General features: G+C 59.7%; 21 protein-coding genes and 1 tRNA gene. 13 read left to right on the top strand and 9 right to left on the bottom strand.

The features are described 5' to 3' along the window. Positions 1-39: 39 nt before the first annotated feature. Entirely contained in the window at positions 40-234 is a 195-nt protein-coding gene (locus AC13C7_RS08415; protein WP_172317580.1) for a hypothetical protein, read from the top strand. Positions 235-341: 107 nt separating this feature from the next. Continuing rightward, on the top strand, positions 342-1,082 hold the full coding sequence (locus AC13C7_RS08410) for a hypothetical protein (protein WP_172317581.1): 741 nt from the start codon (positions 342-344) through the stop codon (positions 1,080-1,082). A 6-nt stretch (positions 1,083-1,088) separates the two neighbouring features. On the opposite strand, the gene AC13C7_RS08405 is transcribed toward AC13C7_RS08410, so the two are convergent. From AC13C7_RS08405 to AC13C7_RS08390, 4 genes are all read right to left on the bottom strand, one after another. Then, on the bottom strand, positions 1,089-1,508 hold the full coding sequence (locus AC13C7_RS08405; protein WP_446120748.1) for a hypothetical protein: 420 nt from the start codon (positions 1,506-1,508) through the stop codon (positions 1,089-1,091). A 46-nt stretch (positions 1,509-1,554) separates the two neighbouring features. Beyond that, entirely contained in the window at positions 1,555-2,004 is a 450-nt protein-coding gene (locus AC13C7_RS08400; protein ID WP_172317584.1) for a YbjN domain-containing protein, read from the bottom strand. A gap of 241 nt (positions 2,005-2,245) precedes the next feature. Next, positions 2,246-3,652: a type I glutamate--ammonia ligase gene (glnA, locus tag AC13C7_RS08395; protein WP_172317585.1), complete on the bottom strand. Its 1,407-nt coding sequence runs from the start codon at positions 3,650-3,652 to the stop codon at positions 2,246-2,248. Between the two features lie 37 nt (positions 3,653-3,689). Beyond that, positions 3,690-4,028 (bottom strand): P-II family nitrogen regulator, encoded by a 339-nt coding sequence (locus AC13C7_RS08390; protein WP_172317586.1) that lies wholly within the window; start codon positions 4,026-4,028, stop codon positions 3,690-3,692. A 168-nt stretch (positions 4,029-4,196) separates the two neighbouring features. On the opposite strand from AC13C7_RS08390, the gene AC13C7_RS08385 reads away from it, so the two are divergent. Beyond that, positions 4,197-5,789, top strand: a complete 1,593-nt coding sequence (locus tag AC13C7_RS08385; RefSeq protein WP_482867194.1) for an NAD(P)H-hydrate dehydratase — start codon at positions 4,197-4,199, stop codon at positions 5,787-5,789. Here AC13C7_RS08385 and AC13C7_RS08380 read toward each other — a convergent pair. Then, positions 5,758-6,240, bottom strand: coding sequence for a Hint domain-containing protein (locus AC13C7_RS08380; protein ID WP_482867193.1), 483 nt, complete (start codon positions 6,238-6,240; stop codon positions 5,758-5,760). The two genes, AC13C7_RS08385 and AC13C7_RS08380, sit on opposite strands and share 32 nt — an antisense overlap. Positions 6,241-6,404: 164 nt before the next feature. Between AC13C7_RS08380 and AC13C7_RS08375 the strand changes: the two genes are divergently transcribed. Then, positions 6,405-6,488, top strand: a tRNA-Leu gene (locus AC13C7_RS08375). Between the two features lie 223 nt (positions 6,489-6,711). Here the strand turns inward: AC13C7_RS08375 and AC13C7_RS08370 are convergent. Then, on the bottom strand, positions 6,712-6,870 hold the full coding sequence (locus AC13C7_RS08370; RefSeq protein WP_482867192.1) for a hypothetical protein: 159 nt from the start codon (positions 6,868-6,870) through the stop codon (positions 6,712-6,714). 260 nt (positions 6,871-7,130) lie between these two features. Here AC13C7_RS08370 and AC13C7_RS08365 point away from each other — a divergent pair, with 260 nt between their 5' ends. The 9 genes from AC13C7_RS08365 to AC13C7_RS08325 all read left to right on the top strand — a co-directional run bounded on the left by AC13C7_RS08365 (position 7,131) and on the right by AC13C7_RS08325 (position 15,961). Beyond that, positions 7,131-7,658 (top strand): helix-turn-helix domain-containing protein, encoded by a 528-nt coding sequence (locus AC13C7_RS08365; RefSeq protein ID WP_482867191.1) that lies wholly within the window; start codon positions 7,131-7,133, stop codon positions 7,656-7,658. Further along, on the top strand, positions 7,658-8,146 hold the full coding sequence (locus AC13C7_RS08360; protein WP_482867190.1) for a hypothetical protein: 489 nt from the start codon (positions 7,658-7,660) through the stop codon (positions 8,144-8,146). Before AC13C7_RS08365 ends, AC13C7_RS08360 begins: the two co-directional genes overlap by 1 nt. Positions 8,147-8,537: 391 nt before the next feature. Next, on the top strand, positions 8,538-8,765 hold the full coding sequence (locus AC13C7_RS08355; RefSeq protein ID WP_482867189.1) for a hypothetical protein: 228 nt from the start codon (positions 8,538-8,540) through the stop codon (positions 8,763-8,765). Then, positions 8,765-8,929, top strand: coding sequence for a hypothetical protein (locus AC13C7_RS08350; RefSeq protein WP_482867188.1), 165 nt, complete (start codon positions 8,765-8,767; stop codon positions 8,927-8,929). Before AC13C7_RS08355 ends, AC13C7_RS08350 begins: the two co-directional genes overlap by 1 nt. 61 nt (positions 8,930-8,990) lie before the next feature. Then, complete coding sequence (locus AC13C7_RS08345; RefSeq protein WP_482867187.1) at positions 8,991-9,347, top strand: hypothetical protein; 357 nt, start codon at positions 8,991-8,993, stop codon at positions 9,345-9,347. Positions 9,348-9,636: 289 nt separating this feature from the next. Next, positions 9,637-9,789, top strand: a complete 153-nt coding sequence (locus AC13C7_RS08340) for a hypothetical protein (RefSeq protein WP_482867186.1) — start codon at positions 9,637-9,639, stop codon at positions 9,787-9,789. Between the two features lie 27 nt (positions 9,790-9,816). Next, positions 9,817-12,813 carry a primase-helicase family protein gene (locus tag AC13C7_RS08335; protein ID WP_482867185.1) on the top strand — a complete coding sequence of 999 codons (2,997 nt, stop codon included), beginning with the start codon at positions 9,817-9,819 and terminating at the stop codon, positions 12,811-12,813. Between the two features lie 637 nt (positions 12,814-13,450). Then, positions 13,451-15,073, top strand: a complete 1,623-nt coding sequence (locus AC13C7_RS08330; RefSeq protein WP_482867184.1) for a hypothetical protein — start codon at positions 13,451-13,453, stop codon at positions 15,071-15,073. Positions 15,074-15,295: 222 nt separating this feature from the next. After that, positions 15,296-15,961, top strand: coding sequence for a recombinase family protein (locus AC13C7_RS08325; protein WP_482867183.1), 666 nt, complete (start codon positions 15,296-15,298; stop codon positions 15,959-15,961). Positions 15,962-16,606: 645 nt separating this feature from the next. Here the strand turns inward: AC13C7_RS08325 and AC13C7_RS08320 are convergent. The 3 genes from AC13C7_RS08320 to AC13C7_RS08310 form a co-directional block, all read right to left on the bottom strand. Then, positions 16,607-16,783, bottom strand: a complete 177-nt coding sequence (locus tag AC13C7_RS08320; RefSeq protein ID WP_482867182.1) for a hypothetical protein — start codon at positions 16,781-16,783, stop codon at positions 16,607-16,609. A gap of 161 nt (positions 16,784-16,944) precedes the next feature. Next, positions 16,945-17,805, bottom strand: a complete 861-nt coding sequence (locus tag AC13C7_RS08315) for an HNH endonuclease (RefSeq protein WP_482867181.1) — start codon at positions 17,803-17,805, stop codon at positions 16,945-16,947. 2 nt (positions 17,806-17,807) lie between these two features. Next, positions 17,808-18,943, bottom strand: a 1,136-nt coding sequence (locus tag AC13C7_RS08310; protein WP_482867180.1) for an AAA family ATPase, incomplete at its 5' end; no start/stop codon positions are given.

The raw sequence follows: 18,943 nt of genomic DNA, 5'->3' as shown, positions 1-18,943 counted from the left end.
GAATCGCCTTAAGCAGAAAAAAGGACCGGAGGCAGAGACATGGACCGTATCATCAACATGATCCTCAACCGCATCATGCGCCAGGCCGTCAATCGCGGCATGGATGCCGGGATCAACGCCTTTCGCAACAGGGGCGACCGCACGATGCCGCAGGACGATCACCAGCCCGACCGCCAGAACGCGCAGCGCACCCGCCAGATCACCCGTATGGCGCGCCGCATCACGCGGTTCTGAACGAAAGACCGGCAGCGCAGGCGCGCGGTAAAGGGGGCCAATCACTTTGGTCCCTCCTGACGCCCCATGCGACGCTGACGGCATATTTTTAGGAAGGAGCGGTTTTCATGTCTCGATTTGCCCGGATTTTGCCCGCCATTGCCCTGATCTGCACCAGCGCCCCCCTGGCCGCGCAGCAGGAGGTCACCCCCGAAGAGATCGCGATCCGCGCGGCCTCGCCCGGTATCGTCGAGGGCGATGTGCCCGGCGAGTTCACCGTGATCGAGCTGGAGCTTCAGGGCTGCCGCCTGGTCCAGACCCTGCTGACCACGGCGGGCCGCAGCGCGGGCAATCCGGTCGGCGTGCAGGTCCTGCGCATGGATCTGCGCGACCTCGATCCGATTACGGGCGTGCTGCCCGCCGAGGATACCTCGACCGGCAACCGCCGCGTCATGCTGATGCCGAGCCAGGGGGCCTGGGAACAGATCCAGGCGGCGGGCGATATCTTCACCGGGCTGCGCCAGGCCGCCACCGAACAGGGCGATACCGAGAACCCCAATGCCATGGATGGCGCGCGGACCCTGCGCACCCAGGCGCATCGCATCTTTTCCGCCGATGCCGCCTCGGGCCAGTTCGGCACCGTCATGGCGCGCACCCATGTGATGCAGATGCGCGGCGACCGGGGCGCGCTGATCTATCCGCTGATCGCGCCGATGCAGATCACCCTGGCCCCCGACACCGCCGAGGCGGCGCTGGCCGCGATCAACGACCTGCGCGGCAATGCCTGCGCGCCCGATGATGCCATCGTCCCGGCCCCCGCCCCCGAGGAAGAGACCCCCGAGACGGAAGAGGGCGCCGAGACCGAATAGCGGCCCTTACGGCTCGAAGGTCTGCACGAACTGCGTCAGCAGCGCGTTCCAGTTGGCGAACACGGCCTGCGCATTGCCTGTCACCGGCATCTCGGCGGAGAGCGAGACCCATTCGCCGTCCAGCGCCACCTGGCTGCCGTTCCCGGCGGCGTTCCAGGCATCGAGCGCCGCCTGATCCGCGGCGGGGGCAAAGCTGGAAAACCGGATCGTGTCGCAGCCATCGGCGTCCGTGCGGCAATCCGGCCCGCCGAGGTTGGCGACATAGGCCGCATCGCCTGCCTGTCCGAAGATCACCGGCTGCCCCTCGGGCGCGCCCAGTTGCGCGGGCCCAAGCAGCAGCGCCTGATCCAGCAGCGCCTGCGGCGTCTCGGCCCATGCCAGGGAGGGGGCCAGCAGGGTGGCGAGGGTCGCAATAAGATATTTCATACCGGTTTCCTCTTATGGTGTCTGATGACGTCGGCTCAGCGCGCGCTCAGCCGTCCAGGTGGGTGACGAATTCGGCCAGCGTCAATCGCCAGATATCGAAACTGTCAATGAGGTTCTGGCGCGAGATACCGTAATCCAGGTTGGCGCTCCAATGCAGGAAGATACGTCCCTCCTGGTTGATATAGGCGGTGCCGAAACGCTGATCCTCGTTCCAGGTGTTCAGGTGCTCCAGGTCGCGGCCGCGCCCGGTGAAGGTGGCGAAGAACTGGACCGATTCACAATTCCGCGTGCCGTCGCAGCCATACATCAAGATACCGTAATTGGTTCCCTCGATGGTGCCGTTCAGGATCGGACTCCCGGTCGAGGAGGTCTGCACGCTGGCCGCCCCGAAGCCGCGCGCGACGGCGGCGATCTCCTCGGGCGTGGTCAGCATCATCTGGGCCTGCGCGGGCGCGGAAAACGCAAGCAGGGCGGCGGTGACAAGGGCAAGCTTCATGGCAAAGTGATCCTTCAAATGGGTGGTTCGATACCCCCCAAGGGTAGGGCCGGGGGCCCCGCGCTGTCAAAAGAAAGACGCTGCCGGGTCGGGGGTGGGCCGGAGCCCGCCGCGACGATCACCTGGATATTCGGGTCCACAGAAACCTGCGTCGCGCGTGCGCAACGGGTGCAGGGAAAAAGCAAAGGGCACCCCTCCGAACCGAAGGGATGCCCTTGCATGTCGTGTGGATCAGTCGGTCTCAGCAGCTGTAATACATCTTGTATTCCACCGGGTGGGGCGTGTGCTCATAGGCGTAGACCTCTTCCCATTTCAGCTCCATGTAGCCTTCGAGCTGGTCCTTGGTGAAGACGTCGCCCTTGAGCAGGAAGTCGTGATCGGCCTCCAGGCTTTCCAGCGCCTCGCGAAGGCTGGCGCAGACGGTGGGGATGCCGGCCAGTTCCTCGGGCGGCAGGTCGTAGAGGTCCTTGTCCGACGGCTCGCCGGGGTTGATCTTGTTCGAAATGCCGTCGAGCCCCGCCATCAGCAGTGCCGCAAAGCACAGGTAGGGGTTGGCCGCCGGGTCGGGGAAGCGGGCCTCGACGCGCTTGGCCTTGGGGCTTTCGGTCCACGGGATCCGGACGCAGCCCGAGCGGTTGCGCGCGGAATAGGCGCGCAGCACGGGGGCCTCGAAACCGGGGATCAGGCGCTTGTAGCTGTTGGTCGAGGGATTGGTGAAGGCGTTCAGCGTCTTGGCATGCTTGAGGATGCCGCCGATGAACCACAGCGCCTCATCGCTGAGGTCGGCGTATTTGTCGCCTGCAAACAAGGGTTTGCCGTCCTTCCAGATCGACATGTTGACATGCATGCCGGTGCCGTTGTCGCCGGAAATCGGCTTGGGCATGAAGGTCGCGGTCTTGCCATAGGCGTGGGCGACGTTGTGGATGACGTATTTGTATTTCTGGATCTCGTCGGCCTGCTTGGTCAGGCTGTCGAAGATCAACCCAAGCTCGTGCTGGCATGACGCGACCTCATGGTGGTGCTTGTCCACCTTCATGCCGATCCGCTTCATGGTCGACAGCATTTCGGAACGCAGATCCTGCGCCGCGTCGGTCGGGTTCACCGGGAAATAGCCGCCCTTGATGCCGGGGCGGTGGCCCATGTTGCCCATCTCGTATTCGCTGTCGGAATTCCACGCCGCGTCCTGGGCGTCGACCTCGAAGCTGACCTTGTTCATCTCGACCGAGAAACGGACATCATCGAACAGGAAGAATTCGGCCTCGGGGCCGAAATAGGCGACATCGCCGATGCCGGAGGATTTCAGATAGGCCTCGGCCAGGACGGCGGTGCCGCGCGGGTCGCGGTTATAGGCCTCGCCGGTATCGGGCTCCACCACGTTGCAATGCAGGCAGAGCGTCTTTTCGGCATAGAACGGGTCGATATAGGCGCTGTCGGTGTCGGGCATCAGCTTCATGTCCGAGGCCTCGATCCCCTTCCAGCCGGCGATCGACGAGCCGTCGAACATGAAGCCTTCTTCCAGGAAATCCTCATCGACCAGGTCGGACACGATGGTCACATGCTGCAACCGCCCGCGCGGGTCGGTGAACCGGATGTCGACATAGTCGATATCCTCTTCCTTGATCAGTTTCAGAACGGTGTCGTTGCTCATTATCTGGTATCCTTGATGCGTGGTCTTCTGGATGTGTTCAAAGCGCGTCTTCGCCGGATTCACCGGTGCGGATGCGGATCGCCTGTTCGACGGGCGAGACGAAGATCTTGCCGTCGCCGATCTTGTCGGTGCGGGCGGCCTCGACGATGGCCTCGATGGCGCCATCGACCATGTCGTCGGACAGCACCACCTCGATCTTCACCTTGGGCAGGAAATCGACGACATATTCGGCCCCGCGATACAGCTCGGTATGGCCCTTCTGGCGGCCGAAGCCCTTGACCTCGGTGACGCTGAGGCCCTGGATGCCGATCTCCTGCAACGCTTCCTTCACCTCGTCGAGCTTGAAGGGTTTGATGATGGCTTCGATCTTTTTCATGACATGTCTCCTCCGCGCCCGTCTCTTGGGCCTCTGACACCACGTTCCCTTGCAAGGGGCAATCGGCTAGCGTGAGAGTTGCGCGGCGGATCGGAGGAAACCGGAGCTGGCGCACAAAAATTGTGCAAAGCGCACAGAAAGCGGGCAGTTTGTAAAGCGAGGTGCGGAATGGAGCTTTTGACGGCGGCGCAGATGCGCAGGGTCGAGCACGCCGCGATAGAGGGCGGCCCGGTCACCGGGCTGGAGTTGATGGAGCGTGCAGGGCGCGGCGTGGTCGAGGCCGCGTATGAGGAATGGCCCGATTTCGCGGCGGCCCCGCAGCGGGCGCTGGTGCTCTGCGGGCCGGGGAACAATGGCGGCGACGGGTTCGTCGTGGCGCGCCTGCTGCGCGGGGCCGGGTGGCAGGTGGAGGTGTTTCTATTCGGCGATGCCGACAAGCTGCCGCCGGATGCGAAGGCGAACCATGACCGCTGGTGCGACATGGGCGCGGTCGCGGCCTGGGACGCCGACGCCATCATCGGGGCCGAGGCCGATCTCTGCGTCGATGCGGTCTTCGGGGCCGGTCTGACCCGGCCCGTGGCGGATGAGGTGGTCGATCCGATGGTGCGCGGTTGGGGCAGGCGGCGGCGGACCTGCCGCGCCCTTGCCATCGACGCGCCGACGGGGCTGTGCATGGATAGCGGGCGGCTTCTGATCGACAGCGCGGCGGGCGTGCCCAATGCCGATCTGACGGTCACGTTCCATCGCGCGCGGATCGGCCATTACCTGGCCTCGGGGCCGATTGCCTGTGGAAAACTGCGCCTCAAGGATATCGGGCTGGAGCCGCGCTTTTCGGGGCAGGGGCCGCGCAACAGGCCGGGGCCGGCGGGGCTGAAACTGGGGCCGCTGGTCTCGCCCTGCCGGGTTTCGCCGCAGATCGACAAGGGCGCGCAGGGGCAGAAATACAGCCACGGCCACGCGGTCGTGCTGTCGGGTCCGATGGGCAGGTCGGGGGCGGCGCGGCTGGCGGCGCGCGGCGCGCTCCGGGTGGGTGCGGGTCTGGTGACGGTGGCCGCACCGGGATCGGCGATGATGGAATGCGCCACGCAATTGACCGCGATCATGCTGCGCAAATGCGAGGATGCGGAAGGGTTGGCGGCGCTTCTGGAAGACGACCGGATCAACGCGCTATGCCTGGGGCCCGGCCTGGGGCTTGAGCGGGCCAAGGCGCTGGTGCAGGTGGCGTGCGGCGGGGTCAAACCCCGTCCCATGGTTCTGGATGCCGATGCGCTGACAGCCTTTGCCGAGGATCCGGACGCGCTTTTCGACATGCTGCACCCGGATGTGATCCTGACCCCGCATGAAGGTGAATTTGCCCGGCTCTTCCCCGATCTCTCGGACAGGCTGCGCGACAAGCCAAAGGCAGGCCCGGCCTTCTCCAAGGTGGACGCGGTGCGCGAGGCGGCGGCGCGGGCGGGCTGTATCGTGCTGCTGAAAGGGCCGGACACCGTGATCGCCTCACCCGAGGGGCGCACCGCGCTCAACGCCGCCACATATGACCGTGCCGCGCCCTGGCTGGCGACGGCGGGGGCGGGGGACGTGCTGGCGGGGATCATCACCGGCCTGTTGGCGCGAAAGCTGGCCCCGATGCAGGCCGCGATGACCGGCGCTGCGCTGCATCTTGAGGCGGCGCTGGAGGTCGGCCCCGGCCTGATTGCCGAGGATCTGCCGGAGCAGCTTCCCGCCGTCTTCAGGCGTCTGCTGGCACCGGATCGGCGCTGAACAGCTCCAGCCCATTGGCATAGATGATGTGGGGATGGGCGAAATGCAGGGTGAGCAGCGCCTCTGGCCGCTCATCCGTCCAGGCGACGAAGTCCCCATCCACAAGGCGCGACAGCGGCACCCGCGCGGTCGGCGTGCCATAGAGCGCCTGCGCCCGCCAGTCGCGGATCAGCACGCGTTGATGACCGGGCAGGATGGTCGGCTGCGTCGGCTTGCCGCCAAGCGCGTCGCCGGTGATGCGGACCATGGCCGTGCCCGCCGGAACCGGGCGGCGGCGAATATCCAGCAGCGTCTGCGCGCCCGCATCGCGGGTGATCACGCGGTCGCCGGGATAGAGCGCCTCGACCGGCAGCGCGCCCGCCAGCGTGTAGATCGTGGTGCCCATCGGCAGGCCCGCGCCTGCGAATACGGATGCGGTGCCGCCGGATGCGGGCCCGTGAGACTGTGCCATGATGCCTGTCCTGCTCGTGCCTGGCCCATTATGGACCCGTGTTTTATTGGGATCAGGTTAACCCAAGGCCGAAATTTGCCCAAGCGAAAACTGCCCGGAGGGTCTGACAGGGTGGCATTTGGGTCTCGCCTAAGCGCCCGGGCTTTGCTAGAGAGCGGCGCAATGCGGGTGTGGCGGAACTGGTAGACGCACCAGATTTAGGTTCTGGCGCCTTTGGCGTGGAGGTTCGAGTCCTCTCACCCGCACCAATTTGAAATCACTACGAAAATCGTATCGCTTTGAGGACAGCTTCTTCGGCCTAGCTGCTACTGCTACGATTCTGCTACGCGAAGCTTCGCTACTGTAGCAGTGCTGCCGTCCTTGATTCCCGGCTGCAGAAAGGCCTGCCCGCAACTTCACGACCCGCCAATCCGGGCGAGCAACGTGCATTGCCCTTCATCCCCGCTAACGCGGGGCAGGGGCGTCCTGCCCTCACGCTACCGTGCCACTATTCTGCCCCCCCCACCATGGTAGCGCGCCGCGCTCACTGCCTGCGTCCTGCGCCGGGGCCGTGGTGATATCCTGCCCGCCCGCCGCGCTCGTGATGGTTCCGCCTAGCCGCGCCGTGCCCATGGCGATCCTGCCCGCCATGCCTGCGCGTGCCCGCTTATCCGTGCCGTGGTGATCATCCCCGCGTTAACGGGGTGCCGTGTCGTTCTACCGTGCCTCCGCGTTAGCGGGCTTGTCGTGTCCACCGTGGCCCGCGTTAGCGGGGCTTCCCCGCGTGGCCACCTTGGTATCGAATCACCGTGACCCGTTCGCAATCTTGACTCGCTGCAATATTCTGACATATAATGCAAGTATAAAGTCGCAATGCAACAGAATTTCCTGTAAATTGAGGAAAAACAGGCGTGTACATCACGATTCAAGACTATTGCGCCGCCGCTGGCGTGTCGGAAGCGACCGTTAGCCGCCGCTTGAAGGGCGTTCCCTACATCACCCCACCCCGCGAAAGCGGGCGGCGCTATTACCATCTTGCCACCGCCGTTCAGACACTCAGGGCAAAGGAACTGGAGTCCGGCGCGGCGAAGTTGGCAGGGTCTGCCCACGATCTATCTTGCGGGCTTCACGTTGAAGCTGAGGCCCTGACAACCGCGCAGGGATTCTCAGATTGGCTTCCGACCGAAGCCATGCGCAACCGCTTGCGCGCCGCTCAGAATTCCTTCGTCGTGTCGGTCGGAAATAGCCGCCTATGCACCCCCACCATTGTGCGGAACCTGCCGCCACTACGCGAACTACTCGCGCTCTGCCCGCCCATTCTGGCGTGGGTACTGAAAGGCGGCACCCCACCGGACGTGGACACTCTCGCCCCCGCCTTCGCGGTCTCGTGCAACTGCGCGGCCCTCGATCACCACACCAATCTTCAGGAGGCCTGCTAATGGCGGATCACACTACCTTCACCAACATCGTACAGGCTTCCGAGCCGCTATCCGCGCGCTGGTCGGAACTGGCGCAGCGGGCTATCGCCGATGCCCGTGGGCAGGGCGTAACGCTTGAGCCGGAAGACGTCCTAAATCTTCGCGAGGTGCGTAACGCAACGCTGGGGGCGGAGCTAGACGAAGAAGCCTATCAGCGCGAGCTGTTGGCCCTTCCCGCCATGTCGGATGTGGCGACCCGGCGCGCTATTGAAGAGGGAAACGAAGAGGCGCGTAGTGCCGCGCTTTCGGACCTCTATCGGGGTCGGGACAAGGTGCGCCCTGAGCATCGGGGGGCCGACTCCGCCGCCCGTCTGTCCCGCGCGCGGGAACTTGGGCTGGCAACGCCCCCCGCCGCCGCAGAAGATCGCGACGAAAAGCTGAGGATGCTCAAGGACGTGGGTGACCACCAGACCCGGCTGCGGCTGGCCCGAAAATGGGGGCTGGTGTGACTCTGAGTGATGTCGAAAAAATCATCCGGCGGGACCACGGAGGAGTGGTTGAAGGCCTGTTCCTAGAGGTGGGCGTAGGGTGGCGCTTCATCCCCACGGGCCATGTCCTGACCCACGCCGCATACGCCCAGTTGCTGGCACGTCTCAGCGAGTCTCCTGCGCCGGAATCCCGGCCCGCCCCCCTATCCCCCTCACAACGCAAGCGGAATCGCCTGCGTGGTATCGCTGAGGACGCTTCCCAGAGGGGGGCGCGGCGATGAACCACGCACCACTTTATGTATTCGCAGATGGGTTCTTTTTTTCAAAAGGCCGGGACGTGGAGACCGATCTTCTACAGCCTACGCCCGATGGTGGGGAGGCCCGATGCTATATAGTTGCCGATAGCGTCCCCATGGACCCCATCCCCTACCGATGCAGGGATGATCTTGTGAAAGTCATCAGCGCAGAGTTTGAAGCCATCGGTCAGGGCTACCTGCCCGTACGCGACTACGTCGATTATTACCGAGAAACGGCGGCGGATTCCGTGGGTAGCGTCGCCAAGATGTTGAAATCGCTTGCTTTTATTGACCGGAAGGGGCGGGGCAAGGGCCTCAGCCGCATGTTTGAGGAGGCCGCGTGATGGATCACAGTTTCCACAAGGCGCGGGCGCGTTACTACCGACGGGTGCAGCTCTGGGCCAGTGCCCGCCGCCGGTTGGGCAAAGATATCTTTTACAAGAACCGAGCCGAGGTGGAGCGCTCAGTATCCGCACAGCTCGCGGTTGAGTTCCCCGAGGGCGGGTAACACCGCCACCCCCCGGCGCGGGGTCTTCTCCACCCGCGCCGGGTCTATCACCCCCTCAAGAATGGAAAAAGACATGGCAAAGTTTGCCCTCACGAACCCGCCCGGCACCCTCGCCGGGGAAGCAGAACGGATGCTGCACGCCACTATGTGGTCCCACGATCACCACCGTTGGGGTCTCGGCGGGTACTACATCACCAAGAGCGACATGGAGCGCCTGCGTCGTATCCTTGGCGAGGATGCAGAATCCGCCCTCACCGGGGCCGGGTTCGCCCCTGATCCTCGCCCACGACACGGGGGATGGTGGACAGGGTCACGGTCCCCCGCCGGGGATGAATCCAAGATTCGACTCAGAATCAAATGGGACCGGCTGAAGACCGTGGTCAGTTATGCGCAACTGCATAATTCCGCTTCAAGCTAAATTTTTCAATTCACGTTAATTATCAATTTGGCTTCAAGCGTAATTATCAATCGTTCCCGGCGATTCTAGGAAACAGACTGTCACCGGACCGTAAATTCAGCTTGAAGCATAATTGGAATAGTGCCGATCACAGATTCCGACACAAGATGCTGTTTTTGCTGACTGTTGCATTAGGTTTTTTCGCTTCAAGCTGAATTTAGTGTGCAAAAAGAATCACTTGCGGAATCAAATGAAAGCGGGCTAGAGCTGTGCACGTCAATAATGACGATTAGTAATCAGGAGCGACAATATGGGCGAGGACGAGAAACGAGAGGCCGCACTTATCACAATGGCTGACGAGCTATTGCAGGTAACCTTGCAGCCCATCACCGAGGCGACGGAACGAATGATCTTCGATCTGACGACAAAAATGCAGGCGGTCGCCATGAATAAAGCGGCCTGAGAATAACGATAATGGAGAAGAATTGAGATGGCTGTGATGACGGATGCATGGATCAAGGCGGGGCTGGACGACGACCAGTTTGAACGGATGTTGTTGGACGCCCCCGAGGATCACCCGAACCACCCCGAGCCGCCCCTGTGGATGTACGACCGCACCTGCGACGGTAACGTGGTTAAGCTCACCCGGCCCAAGATAAAAAATGTCGGGGCCGCGACGGTAATTGGTGATCTGGCCGCGCCCGAATGTGAGGCGCTGTTGAACACCACGGCGGTTGTCGGCACGACCACCCACGCCCCGCGCGTCATGGGGGATCGCTGGATAAGGTTTGAGGGCACGTGGGACGATGTGGTGAAGCTGATGGGCAACCACCCCGAACGGGCGGACAAGGGCGGGAGCGCGATGTTCTTCGCGGCGTCTGACCTGACCGGGAAGCGGACACAAGATGGCTGGCGCTACATGTATAAGCTCAAGGCCAAGCTCCGCACCGTCTATGCCGTCGCCATTGATGTTGATGGGGGGTGCGCTGTTGCGCCTGTAGTGGCGCGCCTCCGGGGGATGGGTCTGTTTGCAGTGGTGTATTCGACCTTTTCGCATACGATCAAAGGCGGGCCGGGAAAAGCGCGGTTCCGGGTCATTCTGCCGCTTGAGGAACCGTTTGAACTGGGCAGGCGTGAAGACAATCCTGAGGCATGGGAAGCCCGGTACGCCGAATGGCAATCACGATACATCGGTCTATGTGAGCACCTGATCCCCGGCGAGATCGACGCGAAGGGGCGGTTGCCGTCTCAACTGATGTATATGCCTGCTCGCCCGGAAGGGGCGGAATATGAGCACTACATCCTCGCAGGCCGGGGGGTGACGCTGGACGACATGCCCGCCGGGGATGTCAGCAAGTATACCCGGCAGGGACCGTCCGGCGTGAAGCGGGGCGGTGTATCAGACGCCGGGGAACCGGCGTTTCTGTCTGATGGATTCGACCTTTTGGCATGGGCGCAAGATCATGGGCAGAACTTTTTCCTGCCCGATTTTCTGGAAATGGTTGGCTGGGATGTTCGCGGTGACGCGGGGCGCGGGGTTGATATCCTCTGCCCCAATGCCGCCGCCCATACATCCGGCGATGATGCGGCATGGGCGGCTGAAGGGGAGGGGTCAGACTCAAGTGGGATCATCTATTGCCACCACGCCCACTGTGACCACCTCTACACCTGCGACTTCCTGCGCCTGATCGAAGAGCAAACCGACCTGCCCGATGGGCACTCCTTTTCGGCGCTGCTGTGTGACCCGATCTTCTATCCGTCCGAGATGGATGGTGAGGTGGTCACGGTGAACCGGGGCGACTACGTCGAGGAAGAGATCAGGATCGGCTGGCACAAGACACCGACCGCCGTGAAACGAGCATTCAAGGCCCTGCCCGCTAACGCGGGCGAAGACCACTTCGCCGCGATCTACGCCGGGATTGTCAAGGCAGGACTACGCAGTGATGCCGCCGCCAAATGGGCTGAGTTGATAAAGACGTATCTTGATGCCAATGGGCGTAAGCACGCGGAGCGCCGGGGGCGGGAAATGCGCGATGCCGAGAAAAAAGCATCCGCCGCCGAGAAGGCCGAGGAACGGCAAGCCAACCATACCGAGGCCCTCGCGAACGGGGTGCCTGCAAACGTCAGTCTGGACCCCGCCGAGCCGCTTGGGGATGACATGGAAACGGCGCTGGCCACCCTTGGCCACCGGTTTGCGCCCTGCGATCTGGGTGGGCAATTTCGGATCGTCCGGAAGCCGGACTTGAACGCCTTCAACTCCGATTTCGACTCCACCATTGCCGTCTACCGGAAGGAAGATTTTCTGAATCTACATCTTGATCGGCAGATTGGGGATGGCGAGAAGCTTGTGAACCCGGCGCAGACGTTCTTGGAGACGGCAAAGAGGAAGAGCGGGCTTGTGTTTGCCCCACCCCCCGCGATGCCGGGTGAAAACGATTTCAATATGTATCAGGGGCGTAAGTTGGGGCGGCGCACTGGTGTGCATGGTGATCGCCGCGATTTCCCGACCTTGCATGAATTCATGCTCGAAACCGTCTGCGACGGGGATTCAGACAAGCTGAAATGGCTGACTCTATGGATGGCGCATATGGTCCAGCGTCCCGGCGAAAAACCGGGCACGGCGGTCATTGGCGTTGGAGAGGGCGGTATCGGTAAAGGCCGGTTCGGGGCATTGCTGGCCAAGCTGACCTTGCCGCACTTCAAGCAGCTTGAGAATGAAAAGCATGTTCTGGGGCAGTTTGCCGGGGAACATATCAGCAAGTGTGTGCTGGTGCAGGTCAACGAGGCGGTGTTCGGTGCGGACCCCAAGATTGCCAGCACCTTGAAAGCGCAGATCGACTCCGTGTCGATCCCGGTTGAGGCGAAAGGGCTGAGCATCGTCACGGTGCCTTCATATACCCGGTACTACTTTGACTCGAATGAGGCGGTCCCGGTCCTGATCGAAAACAACGGGTCGGAGCGGCGCTATTTCGTCCTGAGGTTCAATCCTGACCGGAAGGGGGAAACCGAGTATTTCGAGGAGCTGACCGCCGCCATAGAAGGCGAGGAAATGGCGATGCTGCTGGGGTATCTGGAACGGTGGCAGCCCGCGTCAGCGGGCATGAGCTGGGCAGACGTCCGAACCGCACCCGAGACCCCCGAACGCCGGGTTATGGCGTGGCATTCCATGCGGCCCGCCGTCCGACGCCTTCTGACCGTTTTGCGCGACCGTGAAGCGGCCCTCTGGGTTGATGGACTCGAGGAGACCTTTAGCGCAGATGCTGGTGGGCTGCGGGTTCCCGTATCGGCCTTCCGGACGTTCATCGCCGCCGCCGGGAACAAGCACAATGCCGAGGACTCGGACGTGGAAGGGATGATCAAACGACTGTTCGGCGTGGAGATCGAAACCAAGCGCGGGCGGTGTGGCGGGCACAAGGACGTTCGGTTCTGGCAATTCCCGCCCGAGGTCTTGGGTGGGGAGGTGGATAAGGCCTTCATGGGCGGGTGATTCCGGCGGTTGCCTCCACAACCTCCAACCAACCTCCAAAAGTGCCTCCAAGCCTCCAACGCCCTTGGAGGCACTTTTGGCCTTATTTATAAGGGTCAAACGGCCCTACCTCCATACCTCCAAGAGAATCTAGTCAAAAATATTTATGAAGGGACACACACACCAAGGGAAAGGGGTGTGTGTGTCCCCGCCCGATTTCCAGCGGGGGGCGATTTGCTTGGAGGTTTGGAGGTAGATGCGTTTGAACCAAGTATAGTTGAGAAAAAACGCCTCCAAGGCCTTGGAGGTTGCTTGGAGGTTCGGGATACCCCCGGCTCAAGATGGGGGTGAAGGCCCGACTTTGACCCGACTGACCCGACTACTCAGGCAAAACCCGGCCCAGATCAGATAGCGGGGGGATGCCCCTGTCCTGATACCTATTTCTTTCTATTTTCTACCAAATAAAAGAAGGTGTCGGGTTGTCGGGTCAGAAGGCCGAAATGGTCAAGAAAATAAGGGGTTTGACGTGACCCGACATAGTCGGGTCAGTGTCGGGTCATGTCGGGTCACTCTCGCCGCTCAGCTTGGTCCGCGCTTTGACAGATGGCAACGTGATCCGCTTTAGTTCGATCAAACGACGCATTGTTTAAGGTGTAAAATGCTACCAAAAGCCCCGAAATGTCGTTCTGGCCCGGAGGGCATCGAGCAATACCGAATTGAAGTGCGCAACGTCGCTGCTACTCTGCGCAACCGCACGGAACGCGAATTCTTCCGAAAAGACCTTGAGACTCGGGCGAAGTACTACAAGACTCTTTGCGCGCGACGAGCAAATGGAAACGATGAGGCCAAGCATTTCGCTGAGCTGGCGGCGTTACACCGCGATGAGTTGGACCTATTTGGACCCGAACCTCCACCAAAACGGCGGCGCAAGAATCCTGCCGATCCAGTCCCGCTGAAGTATCCGCAGTTTCCGAACCATCTATCGCACCGTGTTCACTTTCTTGAAAGCGGATCACTGCGTCGGGAGAAGTCTGCGGTGTTGGCGAACTATGCAGATGCGATGTCCCGACAAGCGGCACCAAATGGCGACGTTCTGCTTTCCGTCGCGGTATCAGGTAGTCGAACACAGTTTTTCGAACGCCTGATTGAAGCGACCGGGTCCGAGGGACTCGGCCCGAAAGTTTCAAAATCAGGCAGCTTCTCGGGATACATCGGAGCGGACGGAGCACTTGTGACAGAACCGGGGTGGCAGGACCCAAGGTCTCCTTGGCGTAGGATACGAGACGACAACTTCAATGCACGCCTATACCACTGGAGTCTGCGTCGTGGGCAACTTGATCCAACCATAGAGCTGCCTGAAATTTGGCCGCCTATCCCTGAGAGCTTGCCGTGGGACCCCGATGAGCGATATCAAGAAATCCTCGCTCACACCGACGCAAACCGCCTTGATATTGCCTTATCCCTCGTCGACTCTCTCCCGAAATCTGACCGGGAACTGTTGTTCGACGAGGTAATGTACCTGAAGTTCTTGCTAGGGGAGACCCTGCGCGGAGATGATGTGCGCTACCTCGCGCGGAAGTACATAGCAGGTTCTGCAATTCGAACGCGCCTTGAAGAGGAATTCGACGCCTACATTGCTATTCTCGACTATGAGCTGTCAGAGGCAGGCCCGATCCCTGACGTCTATCCCTTTGGTACAGGTGGATACAACGCGTACGCAGATGACCCGGATACGCTGAAGCGAAGCACGCCACCTCTGAAAGACTGGCCTGCGACACGCACGCACTATTTCCGCCAATTTGAAGCGTATGGACACCCCGTCCGTCCCCGTGGACGAATTTTTGTCTGGAACCCGGATTTGGCTTCTGGCTCCCTCGATCTTCTATTGAGATGGCTTAGGCCGGAAATGGTCCTTGCTGAGGACGCTTTTCGACGGGAACGGTCGATCCCGGAAATAGGACGCGGTTGGGCATCAGAGGCTGCGCTATTTGACCTCATTAGCTCTCTATACCCAGATGCAATACATCAGTGGCGGCCAGCCTTTCTGGGCTTACAGTCAGTGGATGTGTACTTGCCTTCTTTGGGATTGGCTATCGAGTACCAAGGGGAACAGCATTACCACGCAGTTGCGGTTTTCGGTGGTGAAGAGGGGTTTGCCGCGACGAAGGCTCGCGATGAGCGCAAACGCGCGATCCTGCAAGCGAACGGCTTCAAGCTATTGGAGTGGCACTATTCCCGCCCTATCACTCTGGATGAGGTGAAGGCTGCAATCGACAGTTGATCGCCGGCTCCTGAAAATGCATCCCAGCCGCCACACGCCTCAGCGACCGCAACTCGCCAAAAGTATACAATGGCATACAAAAGATAACCAACTAAAAGACTTAGGTATTGCGGGCGGGAAACGAACCGTTTCCCGCATGCCATTGAAAAAATTCGAGAATCATGCTGACGCATGTCATATAAAAAGCACAACGAAGAACGACGATTTATAGGAGGCCCCAAGATGACCAAGAAGTACGCGATCTATCGGCGGGTCAGTTCGCAAGCTCAGGGCAAATCTGGGCTTGGTCTGGAAGCTCAGGACCGCGATATCGCGCTGTTCTTGGACAACTATTCGGACGTGCCATATGAGGTGCTGGACACCTTCACAGACGTGCTGAGCGGCAAGAATGACGCCCGCCCCGAGCTTCAAAAAGCTATCGAATTGGCGCGCTCAGAGGGCGCGGAATTGTTGGTGGCGAAACTGGACCGCCTGTCCCGAAAGGTCAGCTTCATCGCTACCCTGATGGACGATAAAAACTTGAAAATAAGGGTCGCAAGCATGCCCACCGCCGACAAGTTCCAGCTCCATATCTACGCTGCCTTGGCGGAACAGGAGCGCGAGTTCATCAGCATCAGGACCAAGCAGGCCCTTGCCGCCGCCAAGGCCCGTGGCGTGAAACTTGGTGGACTCCGCGACAAGACGATGAAGCGCAATGAAGCTGCCAAACAGGCCGCTGACGCGGCTGCACAGCGTGTCTCCTCCATCATCGTGCCGATGCGAGAATCCGGATCATCGTATCAGGCTATTGCCGATGCCCTGAACGGTGCCAAGGTCCCGACTCCGCGCGGGAAGACGTGGGCTGCCATGAGCGTTAAGAACGCCCTGACCCGCCTCACGGCGGCGTGATAAATCCCATGGTGACGATCCCCGCCGGGATGCCGACACCCTCGACATTGGACGATATGGGCCGGAAACGGCTGGAAATTTGTTAATCTAGGAAAAATGGTTAGTTGTTAACACGTTGACCGATGAAGGCCGCGTTAGCGGCTCTATAAAAACCTGTGTTTGCAATGCCTTAGGGGCCCATAGTGTGGTACCCCCATACCCCAAGAAACGGGCGCAGTAGCCGCCCGCGCATATGCAACCAAGTTTAACACTTTTCGCCGATTCCGACCCGAAAAGTTGCGGCCTCTCGATCCTCACCGGGAGTCCCGCCGTGAACACCACCCCCGCCTTCTCGGAATAAAATCGGCCCTCAGAAAATTCAAAATTCGGGTCAAAAATAGTTGCCATCAAGCCTGACCCGTTTTGCCAAACATTTGGCGATTTTCAATAGCTTATGCTAAGATTGGGGCATCTCCGAACACAGAGACAGCGCCGGGTTTTTCTCAATGCCCGCGCCAACTGGCGGGGGGTCAGGACACGTCTGCCATCGGCCCTAATCCCCCGCCGCCTTTAGGCTTCTTGTAGGATTGAGCGCTCCTGATTGAGTCGAAACAGGCGCGCAAGGACTTCGTCGTCCACTAGTTTACCGTCCCGCCATTCGTCGCCTCACCCGTAGGCTTCTGCCACGGCTTCATCCAACTTCTTGTGGGCGTGGTCCAGCCATGCGGGACGGGCGTTGTAAAGGTTGGTCAGGGTGCGCTTCCTAAGTTCCTTCGCGGCCTTGTCGTCTTTCGGGATCAACCGGTCAAGGTAGCCTTCGACCACCTCGGGGACCCTGTCCACGAGGTTAGGCGGGTTCAGCCAATTTTCGCGCAGGCAGTTCAGGTCTGCGGCGGAATGCGGCGATCTGCCGGGGCGCGGATCACCAGCATAGTGGGCAACGGCATGTCATGCTACGCATTCTGGAGGGTAAATAGATCGGGTAAGCAATAAAAAGTGAGCTTTCAAAAATTGGTCATACAAAACCACGCAGATTCTGACAGGGCAGCAAACATGACACGTCGCCAATTATTTATTGGAAAGTCAAGTGTAACACTCTTTTCAGCTAGATACTCGGAAAATTCAGCGGGTGAGCAATCTTTTAAGGTAGTTTGCCGTGTTTGGATAGTCTCTGGTAAGTCAGCCGCTGCTTCAGTCCCAAACTTCTCTCCCAAGTCGTACTCCTGAAAATGCGCGTGAACGCGTTGACGTTCATCTGGAGACCAGCCTTCTGGAGGTTCCACAAAGAAACAAAGTGAAGGAGGGTTTGATTCTACTACCTCTGCATTGACCCACTGCTCATCAAAGTACTTGTCTTCGTCAAAGTACGGATGAAGCGGTTGCTCGCCGCGGGTTGTTGAAAAAGCATTAAGCTTCTCCGAATTGCAGTCGCGACAACACGGTACCAAGTTGCCCGGAAGCACCGAGAACAACGGAAAGTTTGCCTTTGGTAAATAGTGATCAAGAGTCCTAACATGTCCTATGCCCCCGCAAAGCGGACACTTGCCGTTTGCCGTAACTTTGAGCCTTTCATAAAGCGCTCGAGCGGGCTTTTGGGTGGGAACGAAATACTGGCTGTAAAGCTTGGTCAACTCCGACTTCCGAAGATTAGCATGTGCGACAGGGTCGCTCTCCTCATCATTATGTATGCTCGGAATGGTAAATAGGTTGCCGAGTTGAGCCAACGAATGGTACTCTGCTTCAACCGCGTCACACGGAAGTAAGTTTTCCCGATATCGGGCTTTTTGGGTTGCGCTGCGAACACCTCGAAAACAAGTAGTCAAGGACTTATCAAAATCGAAATCCGGAGTAGTTATCTTTTTCATTACTAAACTTCGCGGTCCTTTTCGCTAAACAATGATCTCAAAATGGCTCGCCCCTCAAAACCAACCTGACCGTCAAAGCTTGCTATCACATCCTCATAGCTCTCATGGATCTTTGCGTCCTTTTCCAAAAGAGCATTGAATCCAGATTTCGAAACTTCGAGCCCGAATACCTCTCGGGTTAGCAATCCGACGTTTTCTCCGAAAGTTTCGTTTTCAGGGCGATGCGATGATGAGGCCAAACCGGTGCGATGAATTTTCCAAACACATGACTTTGGAACCTCTTGAAGTACAACAGGTGAATGCGTCGCTACGATTGCGACCGCATTGCGGTCAAAGAGAAGCTGGCTAAGGCTCCGTACCAAAGCTGAAAGAAGGGGTGGATGAAGGTGGCTTTCGGGTTCGTCAAATAGAACTAGCGTTTTTTCTTCAACGCGAGATACAAGCTTCGTAAGTGTCAAGAGAACGACTGCATGCCCAGAGCTCATCTTCTTGAATAGTCTGCGCGCGGTAGGCTCGACCTCCTCCTCTGGCAAGTCGACCAGTTGTCTCAACTCCATTTCTGCAAAATTATCATCTGATTCGAGAGTCGTGACCGCCGTCAGCCAACGTTGCCTCTTCGAAGATTCGCTAAAGCAAAGGTCAATACTATCAACAAACTCATTTTGTAGGTCCGAAAGCGATTTTAATAGTGCCCCGTCATCATCCTCATAATCCTTTAATCCCACATAGTAGTAACAAGTACCCTTTGATGGGTCGGATTGGTCGGGGGGAGGTGAAAAAGGATCAAATGCACTGAAAGAAATCGAAACTAAACTGCTAAAGAAATCGTCGCTTATCGGTATGTGCTCAAACCAATTCTCCTCTTCAAATCGTCCCTGTCTTTCATCTGATGCGACAATCGCGAAAATCATCTCATTCAGTAGCGTTGTCTTTCCAACTCCGTTCCGACCAATGATCGCATGAATATTCGTGCTCGGCTTCGAGTTGGCGTGAACATTAAAGGAACGTCTGATCAACGCCTTCGGCTGCGCCGAGGCTTCGGCTTGAAGGCAGTTTGGCGCCGGACAGACGCCGTTGCCAGCGATTTTCGCGCCGTTTGTGCCGCCTGAGCGGCGGTTTGGTCGATTTTGGACGGACT

The sequence above is a fragment of the Alterinioella sp. B-7 genome (assembly GCF_056857775.1).
Note: the sequence above shows the minus strand (reverse complement) of the source record. Positions and strands in the feature narration are given on the sequence as shown.

What these genes read in the sequence shown, in the direction of transcription:
- AC13C7_RS08415 (WP_172317580.1), top strand. Translation starts at nt 40, where the DNA reads ATGGACCGTATCATCAACATGATCCTCAACCGCATCATGCGCCAGGCC.
- AC13C7_RS08410 (WP_172317581.1), top strand. Translation starts at nt 342, where the DNA reads ATGTCTCGATTTGCCCGGATTTTGCCCGCCATTGCCCTGATCTGCACC.
- AC13C7_RS08405 (WP_446120748.1), bottom strand. Translation starts at nt 1,508, where the DNA reads ATGAAATATCTTATTGCGACCCTCGCCACCCTGCTGGCCCCCTCCCTG.
- AC13C7_RS08400 (WP_172317584.1), bottom strand. Translation starts at nt 2,004, where the DNA reads ATGAAGCTTGCCCTTGTCACCGCCGCCCTGCTTGCGTTTTCCGCGCCC.
- glnA (WP_172317585.1), bottom strand. Translation starts at nt 3,652, where the DNA reads ATGAGCAACGACACCGTTCTGAAACTGATCAAGGAAGAGGATATCGAC.
- AC13C7_RS08390 (WP_172317586.1), bottom strand. Translation starts at nt 4,028, where the DNA reads ATGAAAAAGATCGAAGCCATCATCAAACCCTTCAAGCTCGACGAGGTG.
- AC13C7_RS08385 (WP_482867194.1), top strand. Translation starts at nt 4,197, where the DNA reads ATGGAGCTTTTGACGGCGGCGCAGATGCGCAGGGTCGAGCACGCCGCG.
- AC13C7_RS08380 (WP_482867193.1), bottom strand. Translation starts at nt 6,240, where the DNA reads ATGGCACAGTCTCACGGGCCCGCATCCGGCGGCACCGCATCCGTATTC.
- AC13C7_RS08370 (WP_482867192.1), bottom strand. Translation starts at nt 6,870, where the DNA reads ATGGCGGGCAGGATCGCCATGGGCACGGCGCGGCTAGGCGGAACCATC.
- AC13C7_RS08360 (WP_482867190.1), top strand. Translation starts at nt 7,658, where the DNA reads ATGGCGGATCACACTACCTTCACCAACATCGTACAGGCTTCCGAGCCG.
- AC13C7_RS08355 (WP_482867189.1), top strand. Translation starts at nt 8,538, where the DNA reads ATGGACCCCATCCCCTACCGATGCAGGGATGATCTTGTGAAAGTCATC.
- AC13C7_RS08350 (WP_482867188.1), top strand. Translation starts at nt 8,765, where the DNA reads ATGGATCACAGTTTCCACAAGGCGCGGGCGCGTTACTACCGACGGGTG.
- AC13C7_RS08345 (WP_482867187.1), top strand. Translation starts at nt 8,991, where the DNA reads ATGGAAAAAGACATGGCAAAGTTTGCCCTCACGAACCCGCCCGGCACC.
- AC13C7_RS08340 (WP_482867186.1), top strand. Translation starts at nt 9,637, where the DNA reads ATGGGCGAGGACGAGAAACGAGAGGCCGCACTTATCACAATGGCTGAC.
- AC13C7_RS08335 (WP_482867185.1), top strand. Translation starts at nt 9,817, where the DNA reads ATGGCTGTGATGACGGATGCATGGATCAAGGCGGGGCTGGACGACGAC.
- AC13C7_RS08330 (WP_482867184.1), top strand. Translation starts at nt 13,451, where the DNA reads ATGCTACCAAAAGCCCCGAAATGTCGTTCTGGCCCGGAGGGCATCGAG.
- AC13C7_RS08325 (WP_482867183.1), top strand. Translation starts at nt 15,296, where the DNA reads ATGACCAAGAAGTACGCGATCTATCGGCGGGTCAGTTCGCAAGCTCAG.
- AC13C7_RS08315 (WP_482867181.1), bottom strand. Translation starts at nt 17,805, where the DNA reads ATGAAAAAGATAACTACTCCGGATTTCGATTTTGATAAGTCCTTGACT.